We start from the raw sequence: 18,945 nt of genomic DNA, 5'->3' as shown, positions 1-18,945 counted from the left end.
TCTAGTCAATCCAGATCATGCCAGGTCAGAGCGGCACCTTTTGTCGTTTGTGACGCTAGGTGACGTTCACCGGCGTGCCGGTGAATTCATCAGGCTGAAGGTCGCCTTGATCGACGTGTCCGCTGATACGCCCGTAGCGTCCGTGGCGGGCGTGGTGCTCACCACGGTTGGCGGAATGGTATCGGCCGGGTCGCCCTCTTCAACGGTATCGCCGTCCCACGACTCCTCGCCAGCCTCCCCATCGAATGGTTCCAACTCCTCCGGTGTGATCTCGACCAGATGGTTTGGACGTGCGGTGAGAGCCAGCTCGTCCTTCTGACTCATGGCGGGCAGGTCGGGAATCTCACCCGGCGTGTCGACCCGCATGGCTAAGGCTTCCTCGTACGTTGGTGGGACCAGCCGCTTCGGCCCCTCGTACGAGTAGACGATCACCTCCGGCTCTTCGTACTTAACGAAGAGGTACGGGGGGTGGCCATCGAAGTCGGTGTAGTTGGCCGAGCGGAACTCGCGCCAGTTGATGACCCCGCCCTCGTAGAGAGCGCCCATCCGCAGGCCGTAGTTGGGCTGGCCGTTGGCCCAGTCCCGGACGATGCCTTCGATTGAGTAGTACACATCTTGAGCGCCCAGGCTGCCGGAGCAGTGATCGCCGACGGCGCTGCCCTTGATCCCCTGGCCGCTGGTTGTCACCGTGGGCTGGTTGCTCCAGCTCAGCGAGTTGACCGACCAGTTGCTGGTGATACGGCGCACGACAATGTCGCCCTGGTCATCCCCGCACGCGTGGGAGCGGTAGTTCCATGGCCGCAGATCGGCGTTGAGGATTGGCCGGCCCATGAACGGAGCGCCAGTCAGGTCGAAGCGCAGGTAGCTGCGCCAGATTGTGCTCGGGTCGTTGGTGGGGCCGTTGGAGATGGCGTTGCCGCCGTTGCCGACCAGCAGCTTGAACATGCCCTGATGGGGGCCGCCGGTGTTCCACGTCTTGTTGTTGATGAACGTGTCGTCGGGATAGCCGGCGCCGAACCAGTCCGAGCCCGCTGCCGCCAGCGTCACCGGGTAAGCGACCTGCGGGTCGGCGAGGAATCCCGCATCCGGAGACAGCACCACAGTCGGCCCATTGGACTTCTCCTCAACAGAGGTGGTAGCCACACCAAGACGACCAGAGCCGGGAACTTCCGCCGCCGTGGCGTCCAGCATCCGCACCGAGGCCAGAACGGTCACCGGCTTGTCACCCGCCAGCACAGCCGCCTTGCCCGTGGAGGTCTTTCCGTAGTCCATCCCCGTGGGGAGATCGACGGAGATCGGCAGCTTCAGCTGTTTGGTGGGCCGTTCCCGGATCACGATCTCCTGGTGGAAGCCGGTCGGGGTCACGGTGACCACCAGGTCGACGCCGCGGCCGTAGGCGGATTCATACACCGCCTTGTTGCCCGACAGCTTCGGGGTGGGCAGTTCGCCCGGCGCCGAGATCTTCACCTCTCCGGCCCTCCCCTTCTCGGCGCCCAGAGCTTCCCCCTTGGCGGTCAGCAAGGTGATGTCACCGCCGTCGGACAGGCTGATGTCCAGCTTGGCCACCCGGGGCTTGACGGCCCCGTTCTCCGCGACCAGCGTCGTGTCGATCCCTTTCCAGGCACCGTCTCGTTTGACGCGGACGGGCTGGCTGTAGACGTAGGTACCCAGGGTTTCACCGCCGGGGTTGGCGACGGTAGTGGAGTTCTCGGTGCGGAGGCTCTCGATTTCAATCGGCTTGTTCTGCCGTTTCGCCTCCTGCTTGGCGGTCTCCACCGGGTCCGGGATGGTAGTCGCCTTCGTTTCGAGAGTAGTGGATTTAGGGGTGGGATCGGCGATAGCAAGGGTTGCCATCACGGTGGCGGCTAGCCCGAATGCGGCTACCAGAGAGGTACGGCGGTAGATGCGTCCTAACATGCCGGGCATTGGTCGGTGTGTGTTCACTCCGACCTTTCTCGATTTAGCTGAACATGCCGGGTGATCTTCACACAAGATTGACATAGAGTCAACAATATTTAGAGTCTGCGGCCGTGCACTCAACGTGACCGCCCGCGTTGAGGGGGCCTGACTATTCACGCCCCTTCTTCGCGTACGGCTTGCGTGATGGTATATGCATGATCTCGTGCATGGGATGATCTTTGGGTGACATCGACCGAGGGTAAGCGGTCGTCGTACGGCGAGCTCGTGGCCTTGGTTGGAGCGTTGACCGCGCGACTGGACGCGCTGGAGGCGGAGAACAGCCGGCTCAAGTCGGAAATCGCCGCGAGCTGCGCGTGGAGAACGCTGCGCTTGCGCAGGAGAATGCCGAACCGCGGCGGCAGTTGGGGCGAAACTCGCGCAACTCTTCCCAGCCTTCGTCGGCCGATGGCCTGGCCAAGCCGCCACCGCGGTCGATGCAGGGCATGAGCGGTCACCGGCCGGGAAGCAGCCGGACGCGTCGGGAAGTGCGCTGATGCAGGTCGCGGAGCCGGTACGGCGTGTGTCTCATGTCCCGGCCGCGTGTGGCGGGTGTGGTGGCGCTTGGCCAATGCCTTTCCGGCGGGCCCGCCGGTGACCCGGCAGGTCTTCGACATTCCCAGATAGGCGTCGAGGTCACCACGCTTGAACTGCATGCCTTGGCCTGCGCGGGATGTGGGACGGTCACGCGGGCTCAGGCGCCGACGTTCGCCACGGCTCCGGCGGTCTATGGGCCGCGGGTCAGCGCCATGACCGCCTACCTGCCCGGCAGAACTTAGTGGGGGCAGCCATAGCCCTTGTCGTCGTGGAGCTTGCCGGGCCTGCGGCGGCGTGGCCCGCGGCGGGAGCGGATCGGCGGGATGCCCCCCGCCCTCTGTGTCCGAGCTGTCAACCGCCGAGTGCGTGTCGCCGCTGGTGGCCAAGTCGAGGTCCCCACGTCTTCGTAGTTGACTACTTCTTGGTGAGGCGTCCGCCTGTCCGGGTTCGTGCCTGTTTCATGCGGAAGGACTCACCCTCGGTGACTACGACGACGCTGTGGTGCAGGAGCCGGTCCAGCAGGCTGACGGCGTGGTGTGTTGGGCAGGAAGCGGCCCCACTGGTCGAAGGGCCAGTGCGAGCCGATGCTGAGCGCGCGGCGTTCGTAGGCGGCGGCCACGGACACGAGCTGTACAGCTCTATGAAATCCCAACGGAGGAAGGAGCTGAGGTTAGGCCGAGACACCTCCCCCAACGATATCAGATCGCTCGGTGGATTGCCATGCGTAGACGCTGGAGGCATCACGCTATCCCGGCTGACTCTCGCGGGACGGGCGCGCGCGTCCGGGGAGCGGGAGGGGCCGGGGACCCTCGCTGGGGGTTCGGGAGCTCGCCCTCGATAAACACAGTCCGGGCAGCCTTTGCGCGGAGCGCAGCTTCTGCCCGGACCATGCCTTACGCCATTAACGCCCAGACGATGCCTTACGTCGCAACGCTCATCGGGTTACCAGGGGGACCGTTCTGCGGACGCTGCCGCAGACGCCGTCGCTGGCCGTGGCCGCCGCTACTCGTTCGGCGGACGGTGTGCCGTACCCCGTCGTGCGCTGCCGCAGGGGGCGGCCGGTCGGTTCGACCATCGCGGCTATCTGGCTGATCGTCTTGTAGGAGCCGTTCTCCGAGCCCGCCATGCGGCTGATCGTCTCCTCCATCAGCGTGCCGCCGAGGTCGTTGACGCCGCCGGACAGCACGGCGCGGCACAACTCGTCCTGGAGCTTGACCCAGGAGCACTGGATGTTGGAGATCGCGCCGTGCAGCATGATGCGGGCCAGGGCGTGGACTGCGCGGTTCTCGCGGGCGGTGGGGCCGGGGCGCGCGACGCCCGCCAGGTAGATCGGGGCGCTGTGGTGGACGAACGGCAGCAGCACGAACTCCGAGAAGCCGCCGGTCTCCTCCTGGATGCGGCGGATCAGCCGGATGTGCGCCACCCAGTGCGCGGGCGTGTCCACGTGGCCGTACATCATCGTCGAGGTGGTCGGGATGCCGGCGCGGTGCGCGGTGGTGATCACCTCGATCCACTCGCGGGTGGGCAGCTTGCCCTTGGTGAGCACCCACCGCACGTCGTCGTCGAGGATCTCCGCCGCCGTGCCCGGCAGCGAGTCGACCCCGGCTTCCTTGGCGGCCAGCAGCCAGTCCTCGATGGACATGTTCGTCCGGCTCGCGCCGTTGACGACCTCCATGGGCGAGAAGGCGTGGACGTGCATGTCCGGGCAGCGTTCCTTCACCGCGCGCGCGATGTCGAAGTACGCGGTGCCGGGGAGGTCGGGGTGGATGCCGCCCTGCATGCACACCTCGGTCGCCCCTGCGGCCCACGCCTCGGCGGCGCGGTCGGCGACCTGCTCCAGCGAGAGGGTGAAGGCGTCGGCGTCGGTGCGCCGCTGCGCGAAGGCGCAGAAACGGCAGCCGGTGTAGCAGACGTTGGTGAAGTTGATGTTGCGGTTCACGACGTAGGTGACGTCATCGCCCACGGCCTCCCTGCGCAGGTCGTCGGCGACCCGGCAGAGTTCCTCCAGGTCGGCGCCGTCGGCGGACAGCAGCGTGAGCGCCTGGTCGTCGGTGAGCCCGGCCGGGTCGGAGGCGGCGCGGCGCAAGGCCTCACGCATGTCCGCACCGATCCGAGCGCCGGTCCCAGTGCCGGTCCCAGTGCCGGTCCCAGCGCCGATCCCAGGGCCGATCGCCGTGGCCGGGGCGGCGGGCATGCGGTCGCGCAGGGCGTCCCAGTCGCCGTACACGTTGTCGAAGTCGTCGCGCCGGTCGGCCGAGCGGCCGGTGGAGTCGACCTCGACGTGCAGGTCCGTGCGGCCCGAGGAGGCGAACCCGCCGTCGGGTTCCTGCCACGGCCGCCCCACCGGGAGGACGTCGCGGGCGAGGCCGGTCTCCGGGTCGGCGAGGGCGTCGACGTGCGCGCGCAGGCGCGGGTCCAGCCAGGGCTCGCCCGCGCGGACGTACTCGGGGTAGATGGTCAGGCGTTCTTTGAGCGTGAACCCGGCGGCGGCGGTGCGCGCGGCGAGCTCGTCGATCTGGGGCCAGGGCCGTTCGGGGTTGACGTGGTCGGGCGTGAGCGGCGAGACCCCGCCCCAGTCGTCGATGCCGGCCCGGATCATCAGCGCGTACTCGTCGCCGATGAGGTTCGGCGGGGCCTGGACGCGTGCCTTGGCGCCGAGTACGAGCCGGGTCACCGCGATCGTGGCGGCGAGCTCCTGGAGGTCGGCGTCGGGCATGCCGCGCATCGCCGTGTCGGGTTTGGCGCGGAAGTTCTGGACGATGACCTCCTGGACGGCCCCGTACTCGCGGGCGACCCTGCGGATCGCGAAGATCGACTCGGCGCGGTCGGTGACGGTCTCGCCGATGCCGATGAGGATGCCGGTCGTGAACGGCACGTTGGAGCGGCCGGCGTCCTCCAGGACACGTAGCCGCACGGCCGGGTCCTTGTCGGGCGAGCCGTAGTGGGCCTGGCCCTTCTCCTCGAACAGCCGCCGGGAGGTGGTCTCCAGCATCATGCCCATGGACGGGGCGACCGGCTTGAGCCGCTGGAGGTCACGCCAGGTCATGACGCCGGGGTTGAGGTGCGGGAGCAGTCCGGTCTCCTCCAGCACGCGGATCGCCATGGCGCGGACGTAGGAGAGCGTGTCGTCGTACCCGTGGGCGTCCAGCCACTCCTTGGCCTGGTGCCAGCGGTCCTCGGGGCGGTCGCCGAGCGTGAACAGCGCCTCCTTGCACCCGAGCGCGGCGCCCTGGCGGGCGATCTGCAGCACTTCGTCCGGGCCGAGGAAGGCGGCGGGGAGCTTGCCGGGGGCGGTGGCGAACGTGCAGTAGCCGCAGCGGTCGCGGCAGAGCCTGGTGAGGGGGATGAAGACCTTGCGGCTGTAGGTGACGACGCCCTGTCGTCCGGCCGCGGCCAGCCCGGCGTCCCTGACGCGACCGGCGTATTCGAGGAGCCGCTCCAGGTCGGCGCCCCGGGCGTGCAACAGAACCGTGGCCTCCGTCACGTCGAGCGCCTTGCCGTCTCTGGCCCTGGCCAGCGCCCGCCGGATCGCGGCGTCTGTGGGGTTCACGTCCATGAAGGCACATTACGGAACGGCGCTTCCCATTCCCGTGACCGGGTCCGCAGAACACCCTCTGGTTAAGTATCGCTTAAGAGTATCGGTCAGGAAGTCTCGATGGACGTAAATACATGCATGCGAACACACTTGAAGGGTCCCCACGAAGCCCGTGCAAGGAGCCCCCGATGTCCTGGTTGATCCTGGCCTTCATCGTCGCCGCCGCCGTCCTCGCCCCGTTCTTCGGCGCCGACAGCCGCGACGGGCGCGACTGGAAGCCCGCCTCCGGCGACGACCCTGACGCCCACCGGTTACGCGAGCTCAGAACGAGCGATAGTCCCGTGCGGACATCCTCGGCCCGCGTGCCGGTGGTCTCCGCCCGCCGAGTTCGAGCAGGCGGGTGACCCTGTGGCGCTGCCCGCGGTACGGGGCCAGCAGTTCCAGCATCCCGGCGTCGTCGGTCTTCCGGCCGGTGAGCGACCACCCGACCAGCGAGGGCAGGTGGTAGTCACCGACCGAGACCGCGTCGGGGTCGCCGTGGGCCCGCTGCCGCGTCTCGGCCGACGTCCATACCCCGACGCCCGGCAACGCCCGTAGCAGGCGGTCCACCTCCGCGGGCGCCGCCGCCTCCAGCTTTCCCGCGTGCGAAGCCGCGTTGACGATCGTCCGCGCCCGCACCGCCTCCGCCCCCGCGCGATGCCAGTCCCACGACGGGATCCTCCGCCAGACCTCCGGCTCCGGGAACACGCGCATCCCGGACGGCGCCGGCCCCGGAGCGGGCTCGCCGTACGCGCGCAGCAGCCACCGCCACGCCCGCCACGCCTCCCGGCCGACGACCTTCTGCTCCAGCACGGCGGGCACCAGCGCCTCGAACACCCGCGAGGTGATGCTCAGGCGCAGGCCGGAGTACCGGGAGGCCAGCTCCCTGATCAGCGCGTGGCCGCCGAACTCCAGCCGCTCCATCAGCGCGCGGAAGTCGGCCACCGGGTCGTCGGCGCCGAGCAGCCGGGGCAGCGTCTCCAGCATCCAGAGCCCGCCCGGCCCCCACGCCCGCCCCACGACCTCGGCGGCCCGCGCGTCCACGAAGACCCGCAGCGTGCCCGGCCCCTCGGGGGTGCGGGACGTGCGCCAGATCGCACCGTCCGGCGCGGCCTGCCACGCCGGGTCGCCGGGCCCGCGGCGATGCGGCGCCATCGTCAGCCGCACATCGAGGGGCGCGCCGGGCCGCCACCTGCGCTCTCGCACGACGTCAAGGGTATTGCCGCCGGACCCGCCCGCGCGTACCGGGCGGGCACGGCACGGTCAGGCGTCAGGCGTCGCTGGAGAACCGCACGGCCCAGGGCGGCAGCGTGACGCCCGGCCAGACGCGGGCACCGGCCAGCAGTTCGTTGCCCGCGCCGATCACCGCCCGGTCGCCGATCACCGCGTCGCGCAGCACGGCCCCCGACGCGACCCGCGCGCCCGCGCCGACCACGGAGTCGGCCACCGTGGCGCCGGACTCGATCACGCAGTCGGCGTCCAGCACGCTGCCCCGCACCTGGGCGTCGGCCTCGACGACCGCGCGCGGCCCGACGACCGTGCCGGCGGAGATCTTGGCCCTCGGCGAGACCCGGGCCTCCGGCAGCGCCAGGAACTCGCCGCACGGCCCCGGCAGCGCGCCTGAGGGCATGCGGCCCAGCACCAGGTCGCAGGAGCCCTGCACGAACGCCGCGGGGGTGCCCACGTCCAGCCAGTACGACCGGTCGGCGTACCCGAGCACCAGCTCGCCCGCGGCGATCATGCCGGGGAAGATCTCGCGCTCGACCGACACCACCTGGCCCGCCGGGATCGCGTCGATCGCCGACCTCGTGAAGACGTAGCACCCGGCGTTGACGCGGTTGGTCACCGGGTTCGGGGTCTTCTCCAGAAACGCGGTCACCCGCCCCTGCCCGTCGGTCGGCACGCAGCCGAAACGCGTGGGGTCGTCCACCTCGGTGAGATGGAGCGTCAGCGCCGCGCCGCGCGAGACGTGCAGCCCGACCTGCTCGGTGATGTCGTGCCCCGACAGGATGTCGCCGTTGAGCACCAGCACCGGCGCGTCCGGCCCGCAGGTGAGCGCCTCGGCCGCGTTGCGGATCGCGCCGCCCGTGCCGAGCGGCGTCTCCTCGGTCATGTACTCCAGCGCCAGCCCGAACGCCGACCCGTCTCCGAACGCCTCGGCGAACATCGACGCGCGGTACGACGTGGCGAAGACGATGCGCCGCACGCCGAACGACCTGGCCCGGGCGAGCTGATGCGCCAGGAACGGGACTCCGGCCGTCGGCAGCAACGGTTTGGGGGTGTTCAGCGTCAGCGGGCGCAGACGGGTGCCCTGCCCGCCCACGAGGAGGATCGCCTCCAGGTCCGCCGCTTCCGGCGAGTAGCTCTCCGTCACAACCGTGAGGCTAGCTCACTGATCGGCCGCTCGTTCATACGTGGCCAAATGAGCTTCGGCCGAAGCCTCCCACGTGAACTCCCTCGATCGGGCGATTCCGGCCGCGGCCAAGGCGTCGCGGCGCTCCTTCGACTCCAGGAGCACCCTGAGGGCGTCCCTGATGCTCTCGGCGTCCGGCTCGGTGTAGGCGACGGCCTCGCCGCCGACCTCGGGCAGCGAGGTGCGGTGGGTGGTCAGCACGGGGGCGCCGCAGGCCATCGCCTCCAGGACCGGCAGGCCGAACCCCTCGCCGCGCGACGGGAAGGCCACCACGACCGCGCCGCCGAGGAAACCCGGCAGGTCGGCGAACGACAGGTAGCCGGGACGGACGACACGCACCGTCACGGGCAGCTCGCTGATCGCGGCGTCGACCTCGTCGCTCCACCCGGCGCCGCTGGCCAGCACCAGCGTGGGCGGCGAGGGAAGGTCGCGCACCGCCTGGCCGAAGCCGCGCACCAGGTTCGGAACGTTCTTACGGGGCTCGAAGGCGCCGAGGAACGCGACGTACGGGCGTCCGTGCAGCCCGAGCCGGCCCACGGCCCGCGCGACCTCCTGCTCGGACGGCTCGTGGAACAGGCCGCAGTCCACCCCGTGGTAGGCGACGTCGACGCGCGTGGAGTCGGCCGCCAGCAGCCGCACGAGCTCGTCGCGGGTGGCCTTGGACGGCACCACCACGCGTGCGCAGTCGCGCACCGCCGTGCGCGTGGCGGCCCGGAAGAACGACGCCTTCAGGTCGCCTTGGAGCTCGGGCTCGGTGAACCAGGTCACGTCGTGCACGGTCGCCACGGTGGGCAGGCCCGAGTGCAGCGGGATCGAGTAGTACGGCGCGTGGATGACCTGGGCCGCGACCTTGCGCGCGAGCACCGGGATGCCTGTCTGCTCCCAGACGAGCCGCGCGCTGCGGCTCGCGATCGCCGGAGGCCCCGAGAGGATGCGCGCGCCGGGCGCGATCTTGCCGTAGCGGTCGGCGTCTGCGCGCTGGCAGACGACCGCGAGATCGGCGCCCGCGCGGTCGAGGGCGCCGACGAGACCGTCCACATAGCGGACCAGACCCCCGCGGTCGGCGGGGACCGCGGTGGCGTCGACGAGCACACGGGGCGTCACGAGCCGCGCTCCTTTCCGGTCACCGGTTCACTCTATTGCGAGGCTCCCCCGTTTCGTGAGCGATATCACCGCTCATTTCCCCACTCGCAACCCCCGGTACGACCCCGAACCCCTTTCATCTCCCAACCATGTATCACCCGTTAACCGTGGGGACGGTTAACGCCCGTCCACCGGCCACGACGACCTCGCTCCACAGGCTCGGCAGGCCATCCCCGCGGCCGGCCCGGCGCACCGCGCGTCCGCGCAGGCGGATCCCCCTGTTTTCGGAACAGCCCAACGGGAACGCACCGTAGAAGGGCATGCCTGGATCTTCACGAAGAATCCTCGCGATGGAGCAGACTTAGCAAATACTTAACACCTATTTCGTTACATCGAGCTCGCCTTGGCGCGATTCCCGTCGGGCGGCGTCGCGCTCGGCTTTCTCCCCGCCGCCGGGCCCGGCCCGTGAGGGCGGTCAGTCCCCTCGGGTGGCCGCCGGGACGGGTTCGGCGCGGCGGGCCGCGGCGCCCGCCGTGGCGGCGCAGACCAGGTCACCGGCCGAGACGACCAGACGGGAGCACAGGGCGGCCGCGATGGCCGTCCCGCCGTCCAGGACGGGCGCCAGGGCGGCCACCATCGCCACCTCGCGAACGCCCGCGCCCGCCGGGGCGATCACCACGATGAACCCGAGGCACCAGGCGAGGGCGAACGCGCCCGCGGACAGCGCGAGCGCGCGCCCCCCGGTGGCGCCGAGGCCCGCGACGATCAGCGCGAGGTGGGCGCCGTACGCGGCCCAGCCCGCGAACGCCCATCCGGCCGAGGTCAGCAGGCCCCGCCGGGTCGGCGGGCGTTCCAGCGGCGGGCGTTTGAGCAGCTTGAGGCCGAAGGCGAGGGCGGTGTTGACCACCTTGGGATGGAGCCCGGCGACCAGGACGGGGAGCAGCAGGAGCAGCCAGGCGTACTGGGACACCGACGCGCCCGCGAACGCGGGGAGGGTCAGCAGGGCCACCAGGAGGCCGGTCGCCAGGTAGATCGGATATGTCAGAAAAAAGGCGGCGGCGCTGCGGGGGCGCGGAACGCCGAGGTCCTTGCCCATCTCCATCTGCGCCAGCACCGGCCACAGCGACCCCGGGATGTACTTGCCGAGCTGCCCGACGAAGAACACCTTCGCCGCGTCCGTGAACCGCAGCGGGGACCCGAGGTCCGCGAGGAGCGCCCGCCACATCAGCATGCCGGACACCAGCGCCGCCAGCACCGCCACGAGCGAGCACCCCAGCAGCGGCCACGACAGGCCGGAGAACGCGTCCGCGACCCGCGACCACTGCCCGGCGATCGCCCACGCGCCGAACCCCAGCGCGACCAGCAGGAACGCGAGCCTGAGAAGCTTCTTCCCCGTCATCGGCGCGCGCCGCTCATCGGGTGGCGACCCGCTGGGGCGGCTGCGGGAGCGCGGAGCCGAGCGGCCGGCGGGGCGTCTTGGACGCCACCCACAGGTAGGTCGGGACGACGGGCAGCAGCCCGCGCAGCGCGGCGCGGGGCGTACGGGCCAGCGTGGCCTGGGCGGCGCGGCCCACGGCCCCGGGGAACAGTTCGGCGCCCGCGAACCGCCGCGGCGAGGCGAGCACGGGCAGGGAGTAGTCCCAGACATGGAAGCCGGCCAGCATGCGCCGCAGGCCGCCCCGGGTGCGGAAACGCTCGTAGTAGTGGTCGGCCCGGCCGGACGCGCGGACGTACCGGTCGGCCAGCGACGGCGGCAGGTAGGACAGGAACGGCAGCTTGTAGTGCGGCTCCATCACCCCGAGCCGGTTGCCGAGGCCGAGGTAGAGCACGCCGTCGTCGGCGAGCACCCGGCGCATCTCCTTCACCACGGCGTCCGGGTTCACCACGTGCTCGTAGATGTGGTTGAACACCAGGACGTCCATCGACCCGTCGCGGAAGGGCAGCGCGGTGCCGTCGGCGCAGACGAAATCGACGCGCTCGCCGAACCGCTCGGCCGCCTTGCGCAGGCCCGGGACGTCGATGTCCACCCCGAACGCCCGCCTCGCGCCGGCCGAGGCCAGCTCGTCGGCGATGAACCCGGCCGAGCAGCCGATGTCGGCGACCGTCAGCCCGTCCAGGACCGCGCCGCCGTCGTCCTTGGCCTCGCGCCCCAGGAAGTGCGCCAGCACGGCGATGATCTTCGCGGCCTTGCGCCGCCGCTTCGCCTCGTCCAGCATCGCGGCCTGGAACTCGGAGTACTCGAGCTGCGCGACTCGTTCCCTACCCACCCGGACAAGCGTAGTAGACAGTGCCCGTGGCGCTCTCTCCGTTCGCGGCCTATGGCGCCGTCTCCGTTCGCGCGTGCGAGGGCGCGCCGGAGATCAGAGCCTTCGTGTACGTCGCCCAGTACGGCTCGGGGTCGACGGACTTGACATTGCCGCGGAGGCGTTCGGGTTCGCCGTCCGCGTAGAAGCGGGTGATCGCCTCGGTGAGGGCGTCCGCGGAGCCCGGCTCCACGACCAGGCCGTCCACGCCGTCGGTGACGTGGTCGGCGAGGGCGCCCACACGGGTGACGATCGCCGGCAGGCCGTGCTCGTGGGCGAGCCAGACGTTCTGGCTGGCCGTCGCGGAGCGGTAGGGCAGGACGAGGGCGTCCGCCGCGGCGAACAACGCCGGAACGTCCTCGGCGGCGACGTACCCCGGCCGCAGCTCCACGCGGTCGCCGAGCCCGAGCTCCGCGACCAGCGCGCGCGTCTCGTCCAGGCCGCCCCAGAACTCCCCGGCCACGGTCAGCGACACGCCCGGCACCCGGGCCAGGGCGCGCAGCAGCAGGTCGAGCCCCTTGTACGGACGGACCATGCCGAAGAAGAGCAGCCTGCGGCGCACGCCCTCCCCCGCGCGCGCCCCCGCCGTGGCCGGGAGGTGCGGCGGCAGGGCGGCGACGGACACCGGCGCGGGGCCCAGCTCGCGGGCGATCGCCGCCTGCTCGGGCGAGTGCGCCAGCACGCGGTCGGACCGGCGCAGCAGCGCCCTGACCAGCGGCGCGTCGTACGGCTTGCGCTCGTGGGGCAGCACGTTGTGGCAGAGCGCCAGGACCGGGACCGCGCGGCGCAGGCCGTACAGGATGCCGAGGTAGGCGGGCACCTGCACGGGGCTGAGCAGCGTCAGCACGACCAGCCCGGCGTCACGCAGGCGGCGTCCGCACCGCAGCCAGCCGTCGGGCCGCCGCCAGTCGAGGTCGCGCCGGACGTGCGGGAACGGCTCGCCCTCCGGCGCGGAGATCGTCTGCTGCCCGGGGTACAGGAACGAGGGGTACTGCGCGCGCCAGGACTCGATCACGACGTCGTGGCCGCCCGCGGCGAGCCGGTGCGCCAGCTCGGTGGTGTGTTGCGCGCCGCCGCCCTTGTACGGGTAGGTGGGCCCGACGATCGCGATCCGCATGACATCCGCCCCCCCGTCGCCGCGGCCTACTCGCCCCGGGAACGGACGATCAGGTCGGCCAGCAGCGCCAGCGAGCCGATGATCAACCCGGAGAGGAACACCATGACCGTGCTCGCCGGGAAGTAGAACGGGTGCCGGAACATGTCCACGACGCCCTTCACCAGCCCGATCACCACCAGCCAGATCGCGGGCGGCATGAGCACCTTGAGGGGGTTGAAGTACATCACCATCCGCAGCACCTGGAGGATGTAGCGGTAGGCGTCGGAGATGAAGCTGAACTTGGACTTCCCCGCCCGCTTGCTGTACTCGATCGGCATGTAGTGCACGTCGTGCTGGTTGGACAGGAAGGCCAGCGTGATCGTCGTGACGCAGGAGAACCCGGGCGGCAGCAGCCGCAGGTAGGGCAGCGAGACCGACCTCCTGAAGGCGCGCAGGCCGGAGTTCAGGTCGGGGATCTCCTGGCCCGCCAGGCGCTCGGCCACCTTGCGGATGAACCACTTCGCGGGCACCCGGAGGATCTTGTGCGACCCCTGCTCGCTGGTGCGCGCGCCGACGACCTGGTCGATCGCCGGGTCCTTCTCCAGGATCTGCACCAGCTCGGGGATGCGCTCGTTGGGGTAGGTCATGTCGGCGTCGGTCCACACGACGATCTCGCCGCGCGCGTCCTGCGTGCCGATGCGCCGGACGGTGCCCGAGCCGCCGTTGCGGTGGAACGCCACGATGCGCATGTGCGGGAAGAGGGGCGCGGCCTCCTGGAGCCGGGCCAGGGTTCCGTCGGTGGAGTGGTCGTCGACGGCGACCAGCTCGTAGGTGTAGCCGCTCACGTCCATGGCCCCGCAGATGCGTTCGACCTCCGCGATGACGTGGTCCTGCTCGTTGTAACAGGGCAGGACGATCGTCACATAGGGCTTGGCGTCCACGGCGGGTCCAGTCTCAGGCGTCTCGGTCACACTCACGTCGGGCGAGGATACAGTGCCCGGCCGAGGTTGAAATCCACATCTTCCCCATCTGCAGAGTCTTTTCCGTCCGCGGCGGCGCCACTCCGGCCGTCCCGATCTCGCCGGTCGCGGCGGCGAGGAACGTCCTGACCGGCCTGACCATGTGCTTGCCGGGCGCTGCCCGGGTTCCGGCCACGCCATTGCGGGGACTTTTCGCGATTTGCTGTATTTTCGCCCTTTCACGCCGGACCGGAGACGTCGATCATTTCCCGCCGCCGGCCCCGCGCGATCCGCGACAATTGCCACCCAGCGGTCCATCTGCCCTGAAACACCCGGCGGGCGGGCGGTAAAGTTCCCTCAATATATACGCAGCGTAGCTAGGATCTCACTTCGAGTGCAGAACTCCGAGGAGGTCACCCATGTACGCCGCAGCACTGGCCATCGGTCTCGCCACCGCCATCACACCGGCCCCCGCTCCCGGGGCCGACGTCCCCGTCCGCCTGGTGATCAGCAGGGCCCACGTCCACCCGGGCGACGTGCAGAGCTGGTCCCTGAAATGCGCGCCGACGGGCGGCTCCCACCCGGCCGCCGAAAAGGCGTGCGCCATGCTGCGGGCGATCCGCGGCGACCTCGACAAGATCAGGCCCCGGCCCGGCCTCGTCTGCACGACCGAACACGACCCCTACGACGTGCGCATCAGAGGCGTGTACGACGGCAGGCCCGTCGTCTTCGCCCAGCGCTACGCGAACGGCTGCGTGCTCGAAGGCTCAGCCGCCCCGATCGTCCCCCACGACGGGCCTCGGTAGAGGTCCCGATCACGGCCGCCGCCGGTCGGCCGTTCAGGGCGTGGTCATCCACACGACGGCGTTCAGCGACCACGTGCCGTCCGGCGGGCTGACCAGCGAGCGCTCGTCCTGGCGGGTCCGCAGGTTCACCACCTCCTCCGCCGTGCCGTACGGGGCGAGCTGGCGACGCTCGGCGGCGAGCAGGACGGGACGGCGGCCCGCGGCCCGCACGCGGCCGATCAGGCGTTCCACATCGGCGCGCGGCGCGACGTCCCCCTCCTCGACGCGGACCGACGCCGTCGGCACGCCGCACATCCCCCGCACGACCTGCGGAAACCGGTCGGTCGTCACCCGTTCGACGATCAGCACGGCGGCGTCGCGGGGCAGCGCGGCGCACAACCTCTCCACCTGGGCGACCTCCCCCTGCTCCATCGGCGTGAACGCCGTGCCGATCGAGGTGATCGCGGCCGGGACCACCAGCAGCGCCCCGACGGTCACGGACATCGCCGCGCGCGCCCGCGGGCCGTACCCCGCCCACCGTGCCCGGGACGCCGCCCACCGCGCGCCCCACACGGCGAGGACGACCAGGCCCGGGAGCACCACCGGCACCAGGCGGCGGGACGCGAACGGGTGGTCGGGGGTGATGGCGGGCAGCCACAGCGTGGTCACCGTGGTCCAGCCGATGACGGCCAGCGGCAGCACCCAGGCGAACTCGCGGCCCCGCGCCATGCGGCGCACGAGCAGGGCGGCCGCGAACGTGGCGAGCACGACGGCCGGCACGCCGAGGTACCAGATCACCCAGTACAGCGAGTTCTCGTAGTAGAGCCGCGAGGCGTCGCGGGGCAGCCCGTTGACCTGCTGCACCGCCTCGATGAACCCCGCGTTGAGCCTGTCCTCGGGGGTGACGGCCTCGCGGTGGACCGTCTGCAGCCAGGGACGCGCGGCGAACCCGAGCGCGACCAGGACGACCAGCCCGGCGGCCAGCTCCGGCACCCGGGACGCGAGCCGGGGCACCCGCCGGGACGCGAACCAGGCGATGATCCTCGGGCCGAGCAGCGCGCCCGCGGCGGTCAGCAGCAGCACGGCCGCGCAGATGTACAGCAGCGGCACCACCGAGCCGGACAGATAGGACAGGTAGGGGCGGGCAAGGACGAGCGCGGCGGCGAACCCGAGCCCGGCGCCCGCTACCAGCCCGCCGAGCAGCCACGGCCCCATGGGCGCGTACACCGCGGCCCGGCCGCCCGCGCGGCGCATCGCGATCAGCAGCCCCGCGTACGCCAGCACCGGCAGGACGTCGCGCAGGCCGTCGATCCTGACCAGCAGCGCCAGGCCGAAGACCAGCCCCGCCAGGGCCGCCGCGCGCGGGCGGGCGCGCGCGTCCAGGACCAGCGCGATGCCCCCGAACAGAAGGATCAGCGACGGGATCTCGCTGAGCGTCGTCCGGGACGTGTAGAGGATCGGCAGCGCGACCGCGAACAGCAGCGCCCCGAGCGGCGCCCACCGCGCCCCCGCCAGCCGGGCGACGACCCCCGCGACGGTCAGCACGGCGAGCGCTCCGAGCACCGCGGGCATCACCAGCAGGCCGTGCACGCCGCCGAGCCAGTCGCCCGGCGCGTACAGCATCGGCGCGCCGGGCATGAACTGCGGCACCACCGCGCCGCCGTGGTCGTAGAAGCCGACGCTGTCGAAGCGCAGCGCGGGATCGGCGCCCCCGAATGCCGCCGTGTCGTACGGGATCGGCAGCGACCCCTTCCTGGCCAGCCAGGCAGCGTACTGCGCGTAGGTGCCCGGGTCGCGGCGCACCAGAAGCTGCTGGCTGTGCAACAGGCCGTTGAACAGGCCCGAGGCGGCCGCGATGACGGCCACCGCCGTGACCTGCCAGAATGTGGCCTCGGGCGCCTCGCGCGCGCGGGTGAGCCGCACTCCGTACGCGCAGAGTGCGACGGCGAGCCCGCCGCCGAGCGACAGGACGGGCAGCGGCCGGAACGCGCCGAGCAACAGCAGGACCAGCCCGGCCGGCAGCCATCCGGCCAGGACGAGCGCGGGCATGATCGAGGCGCCGGCGAGCACCCGGCCCGCCGGCGGCCATCGTGAGTGGTCGAGCCCGGTTCCGTCCATCTGTTCCCGCGAGCGTCTCTGATTGGCTTAGCGATCCTGTGTGTTACACAGAATCAAGGCACAACGAGCTGCCCGGTATTCACCACCAATCGTCTTCGTGCCCTGGTGCCGGCAACCGGAGCCGCCAGCCCGTTGAGCACGTCCCTCCGGACGCTGACCGGTCAGGCGCACAGCCTGACCGGGGAGGGTGCCCGACGTCGCCTGGGCGCCGGGCGTGTTGGTAGCAGTATGCCACGACATAACTACGATTCGCTGATCGAATCAGAAAGCCTAGCCGCCGGTCCGTCCCCTGGTGGCGCGGCGCCCGCCCGGCGGCCCGGCGTGCCCCAGGGCGGCACGTCTCGTGCGGCCTGGCGTGCCTCGGGGCGGCTCTTCTCGTAGGGTCGCCTGTAGCCGTCGACGACGCGTATCCGCATTCGACCAGCAGGGGGAGCCAGTGGCAGCAGCGAGGTGGCCGGGCCTCGCACGCGCGGCCCGGCGGCCCGGCGCGGCGGCCCTTCGTGCGGCCCGTGCGCATCGGTGGTTCCTGGTCCTGCTGGCGGTGGGCGCGGCGCTGCGGGCGGTGGCCATGCTCGGGTACCGCCCGGCGCTCTGGTTCCCCGACTCCTACACCTACGTGGTCACCGCGATGCGGCCCCGGCCCGACCTGGTGCGCCCGGCCGGGTACTCGATGTTCCTGCGGCTGCTGGAGCCCTTCCACAGCTTCGCGGCGGTGGTCCTCGTCCAGCATCTGATCGGCCTGGCGACGGCGGTGCTCGTCTACCACGCCGTCCTGCGGGCGGGCGGGCGGCGGTGGGCGGGGACGCTCGCGGCGGCGCCGGTGCTGCTCGACGCCTACCAGATCGAGCTGGAGCACCTGCTCGTCTCCGACGCGCTGTTCGGCCTGCTCGTGGCCGGGGCCGTGGTCGCGGCCCTGCGCGAGCCGACCTGGCGCACGGTCTGCGCGGCGGGCCTGCTCCTCGGCGCCGCGACGCTGACCAGGACGGTCGGCCTGCCGCTGATCGCGCTGGTGACGTGCTGGACGGCGGTGCGACTGGTCGCCGGGCACCGCCCGGGAGGCACGCGCAGGGCCTACCCGGAGGGCACACGGGTTCCTCCCGGGGTGCGGCTCCGCGTGTGGGCGTCCCGGTCGCGGCGGCTGGGCCTCGCGGGGCTGCTCGCGGCCGTGGCGCTGGCGCCGGTCGCGGCGTACGCGGCGTGGTTCTCGGCGACCTACCACCGGTTCGGCATCGTGGGCTCCAACGGGGTCTTCCTGTATTCGCGGACGATGGCGTTCGCCGACTGCGGCGTGATGCGCCCGCCCCTGGACCTGGCGGTGCTGTGCGACCCGACCCCGCCGGAGCGCCGTCCCCCGTCCCAGGAGTACATCTGGGCGGCCTGGTCCCCGCTGGTGGCGCTGCCGGGCATCACCTTCACCGAACAGACCGACCGGCTCGCGGGGCGGTTCGCGTCCCTGGCGATCCGCAGCCAGCCGGGGGACTTCGCGGCCTCGGTGCTGTCGGAGTTCGCCCGGACGTTCACCTGGGGGCGTCCGGTCTACCCGGACCGCGAGATCTACGGCTACTACGAGTTCCCGGCCACGCCGCCTCCGCCACCCGGGCGCTACCCCGCCACGGTCGGCGCCGCGTTCGCCGAGCGCTACGAGCGGGGGCCGATCGGCACGTGGATCGTCGAACCGTTCGCGGGCTGGACGCGTGGCTACCAACACGTGGTGAGGCTGCCCGGCACCGCGCTGCTGGTCGTCCTGCTCCTGCCTCCCGCCGTCGCGGTCGCGCGCGCGGCGCGGCGGCGGGGGCGTACGGGGACGGCCTGGACGCTGCCATGGGCGTCGTCGGTGGCCCTGCTGCTGACCCCGGCCGTGACGGCTCAGTTCGACTATCGATACGTGCTGCCGGCGGTGCCGCTGGCGTGCCTGGCGGCGGCGCCGGCGGGACGGGGCCGCCCCCGGTCCGGGCCTGATCCCACCGGTTCCTGTGAACTTCCAGTAAAGCCAGGGATTACGATATTCCACCGAATATCCTCGCCTGAGTAGGCTTGACCGCCGGACGAACCCCTCTGGAGTCCTCATGATCATGCGTTCATTCACCCGATCATGGCTCCCAGAGCCGGGCCGATGACTAA

The 18,945-nt window shown here is 71.4% G+C and carries 12 protein-coding genes and 1 pseudogene; 3 read left to right on the top strand and 10 right to left on the bottom strand.

Features of this window, described 5'->3' with window-relative positions; translation table 11 throughout:
• Window positions 1–66: 66 nt before the first annotated feature.
• Window positions 67–1,776: a DNRLRE domain-containing protein gene (locus AB0M95_RS15655; RefSeq protein WP_363764265.1), complete on the bottom strand. Its 1,710-nt coding sequence runs from the start codon at window positions 1,774–1,776 to the stop codon at window positions 67–69.
• 479 nt (window positions 1,777–2,255) lie between these two features.
• Between AB0M95_RS15655 and AB0M95_RS15650 the strand changes: the two are divergent.
• Window positions 2,256–2,453: pseudogene (locus tag AB0M95_RS15650) on the top strand (DUF6444 domain-containing protein); the annotation flags it as partial.
• A gap of 974 nt (window positions 2,454–3,427) precedes the next feature.
• Here the strand turns inward: AB0M95_RS15650 and AB0M95_RS15645 are convergent.
• From AB0M95_RS15645 to AB0M95_RS15610, 8 genes are all read right to left on the bottom strand, one after another.
• A complete protein-coding gene (locus tag AB0M95_RS15645; protein ID WP_363764262.1) occupies window positions 3,428–6,049 on the bottom strand; it encodes a bifunctional FO biosynthesis protein CofGH in 2,622 nt (873 codons plus the stop codon).
• Window positions 6,050–6,349: 300 nt separating this feature from the next.
• A complete protein-coding gene (locus AB0M95_RS15640; protein ID WP_363764259.1) occupies window positions 6,350–7,273 on the bottom strand; it encodes a DNA-3-methyladenine glycosylase 2 family protein in 924 nt (307 codons plus the stop codon).
• Window positions 7,274–7,337: 64 nt separating this feature from the next.
• Entirely contained in the window at window positions 7,338–8,441 is a 1,104-nt protein-coding gene (locus AB0M95_RS15635) for an NDP-sugar synthase (RefSeq protein ID WP_363764256.1), read from the bottom strand.
• 15 nt (window positions 8,442–8,456) lie between these two features.
• Window positions 8,457–9,584, bottom strand: a complete 1,128-nt coding sequence (locus AB0M95_RS15630) for a glycosyltransferase family 1 protein (protein WP_363764253.1) — start codon at window positions 9,582–9,584, stop codon at window positions 8,457–8,459.
• 454 nt (window positions 9,585–10,038) lie between these two features.
• Window positions 10,039–10,962 carry a lysylphosphatidylglycerol synthase domain-containing protein gene (locus AB0M95_RS15625; protein ID WP_363764250.1) on the bottom strand — a complete coding sequence of 308 codons (924 nt, stop codon included), beginning with the start codon at window positions 10,960–10,962 and terminating at the stop codon, window positions 10,039–10,041.
• Window positions 10,963–10,975: 13 nt separating this feature from the next.
• Window positions 10,976–11,830: a class I SAM-dependent methyltransferase gene (locus AB0M95_RS15620; RefSeq protein ID WP_363764247.1), complete on the bottom strand. Its 855-nt coding sequence runs from the start codon at window positions 11,828–11,830 to the stop codon at window positions 10,976–10,978.
• A gap of 49 nt (window positions 11,831–11,879) precedes the next feature.
• Window positions 11,880–12,983 carry a glycosyltransferase family 4 protein gene (locus tag AB0M95_RS15615; protein ID WP_363764244.1) on the bottom strand — a complete coding sequence of 368 codons (1,104 nt, stop codon included), beginning with the start codon at window positions 12,981–12,983 and terminating at the stop codon, window positions 11,880–11,882.
• A 26-nt stretch (window positions 12,984–13,009) separates the two neighbouring features.
• Window positions 13,010–13,939: a glycosyltransferase family 2 protein gene (locus tag AB0M95_RS15610; protein ID WP_358524631.1), complete on the bottom strand. Its 930-nt coding sequence runs from the start codon at window positions 13,937–13,939 to the stop codon at window positions 13,010–13,012.
• A 401-nt stretch (window positions 13,940–14,340) separates the two neighbouring features.
• Between AB0M95_RS15610 and AB0M95_RS15605 the strand changes: the two genes are divergently transcribed.
• A complete protein-coding gene (locus tag AB0M95_RS15605; RefSeq protein WP_363764240.1) occupies window positions 14,341–14,727 on the top strand; it encodes an SSI family serine proteinase inhibitor in 387 nt (128 codons plus the stop codon).
• Between the two features lie 33 nt (window positions 14,728–14,760).
• On the opposite strand, the gene AB0M95_RS15600 is transcribed toward AB0M95_RS15605, so the two are convergent.
• On the bottom strand, window positions 14,761–16,824 hold the full coding sequence (locus AB0M95_RS15600; RefSeq protein ID WP_363764237.1) for a hypothetical protein: 2,064 nt from the start codon (window positions 16,822–16,824) through the stop codon (window positions 14,761–14,763).
• A gap of 436 nt (window positions 16,825–17,260) precedes the next feature.
• On the opposite strand from AB0M95_RS15600, the gene AB0M95_RS15595 reads away from it, so the two are divergent.
• The gene (locus AB0M95_RS15595; RefSeq protein ID WP_363764234.1) at window positions 17,261–18,856 is read left to right on the top strand and encodes a hypothetical protein; all 1,596 of its coding nucleotides are present in this window, start codon (window positions 17,261–17,263) and stop codon (window positions 18,854–18,856) included.
• The last annotated feature ends 89 nt before the right edge of the window (window positions 18,857–18,945 follow it).

The organism is Sphaerisporangium sp. NPDC051017, assembly GCF_040683095.1.
Taxonomy (GTDB): Bacteria; Actinomycetota; Actinomycetes; order Streptosporangiales; family Streptosporangiaceae; genus Sphaerisporangium.
Note: the sequence above shows the minus strand (reverse complement) of the source record. Positions and strands in the feature narration are given on the sequence as shown.

What these genes read in the sequence shown, in the direction of transcription:
- AB0M95_RS15605 (WP_363764240.1), top strand. Translation starts at nt 14,341, where the DNA reads ATGTACGCCGCAGCACTGGCCATCGGTCTCGCCACCGCCATCACACCG.
- AB0M95_RS15615 (WP_363764244.1), bottom strand. Translation starts at nt 12,983, where the DNA reads ATGCGGATCGCGATCGTCGGGCCCACCTACCCGTACAAGGGCGGCGGC.
- AB0M95_RS15600 (WP_363764237.1), bottom strand. Translation starts at nt 16,824, where the DNA reads ATGGACGGAACCGGGCTCGACCACTCACGATGGCCGCCGGCGGGCCGG.
- AB0M95_RS15625 (WP_363764250.1), bottom strand. Translation starts at nt 10,962, where the DNA reads ATGACGGGGAAGAAGCTTCTCAGGCTCGCGTTCCTGCTGGTCGCGCTG.
- AB0M95_RS15645 (WP_363764262.1), bottom strand. Translation starts at nt 6,049, where the DNA reads ATGGACGTGAACCCCACAGACGCCGCGATCCGGCGGGCGCTGGCCAGG.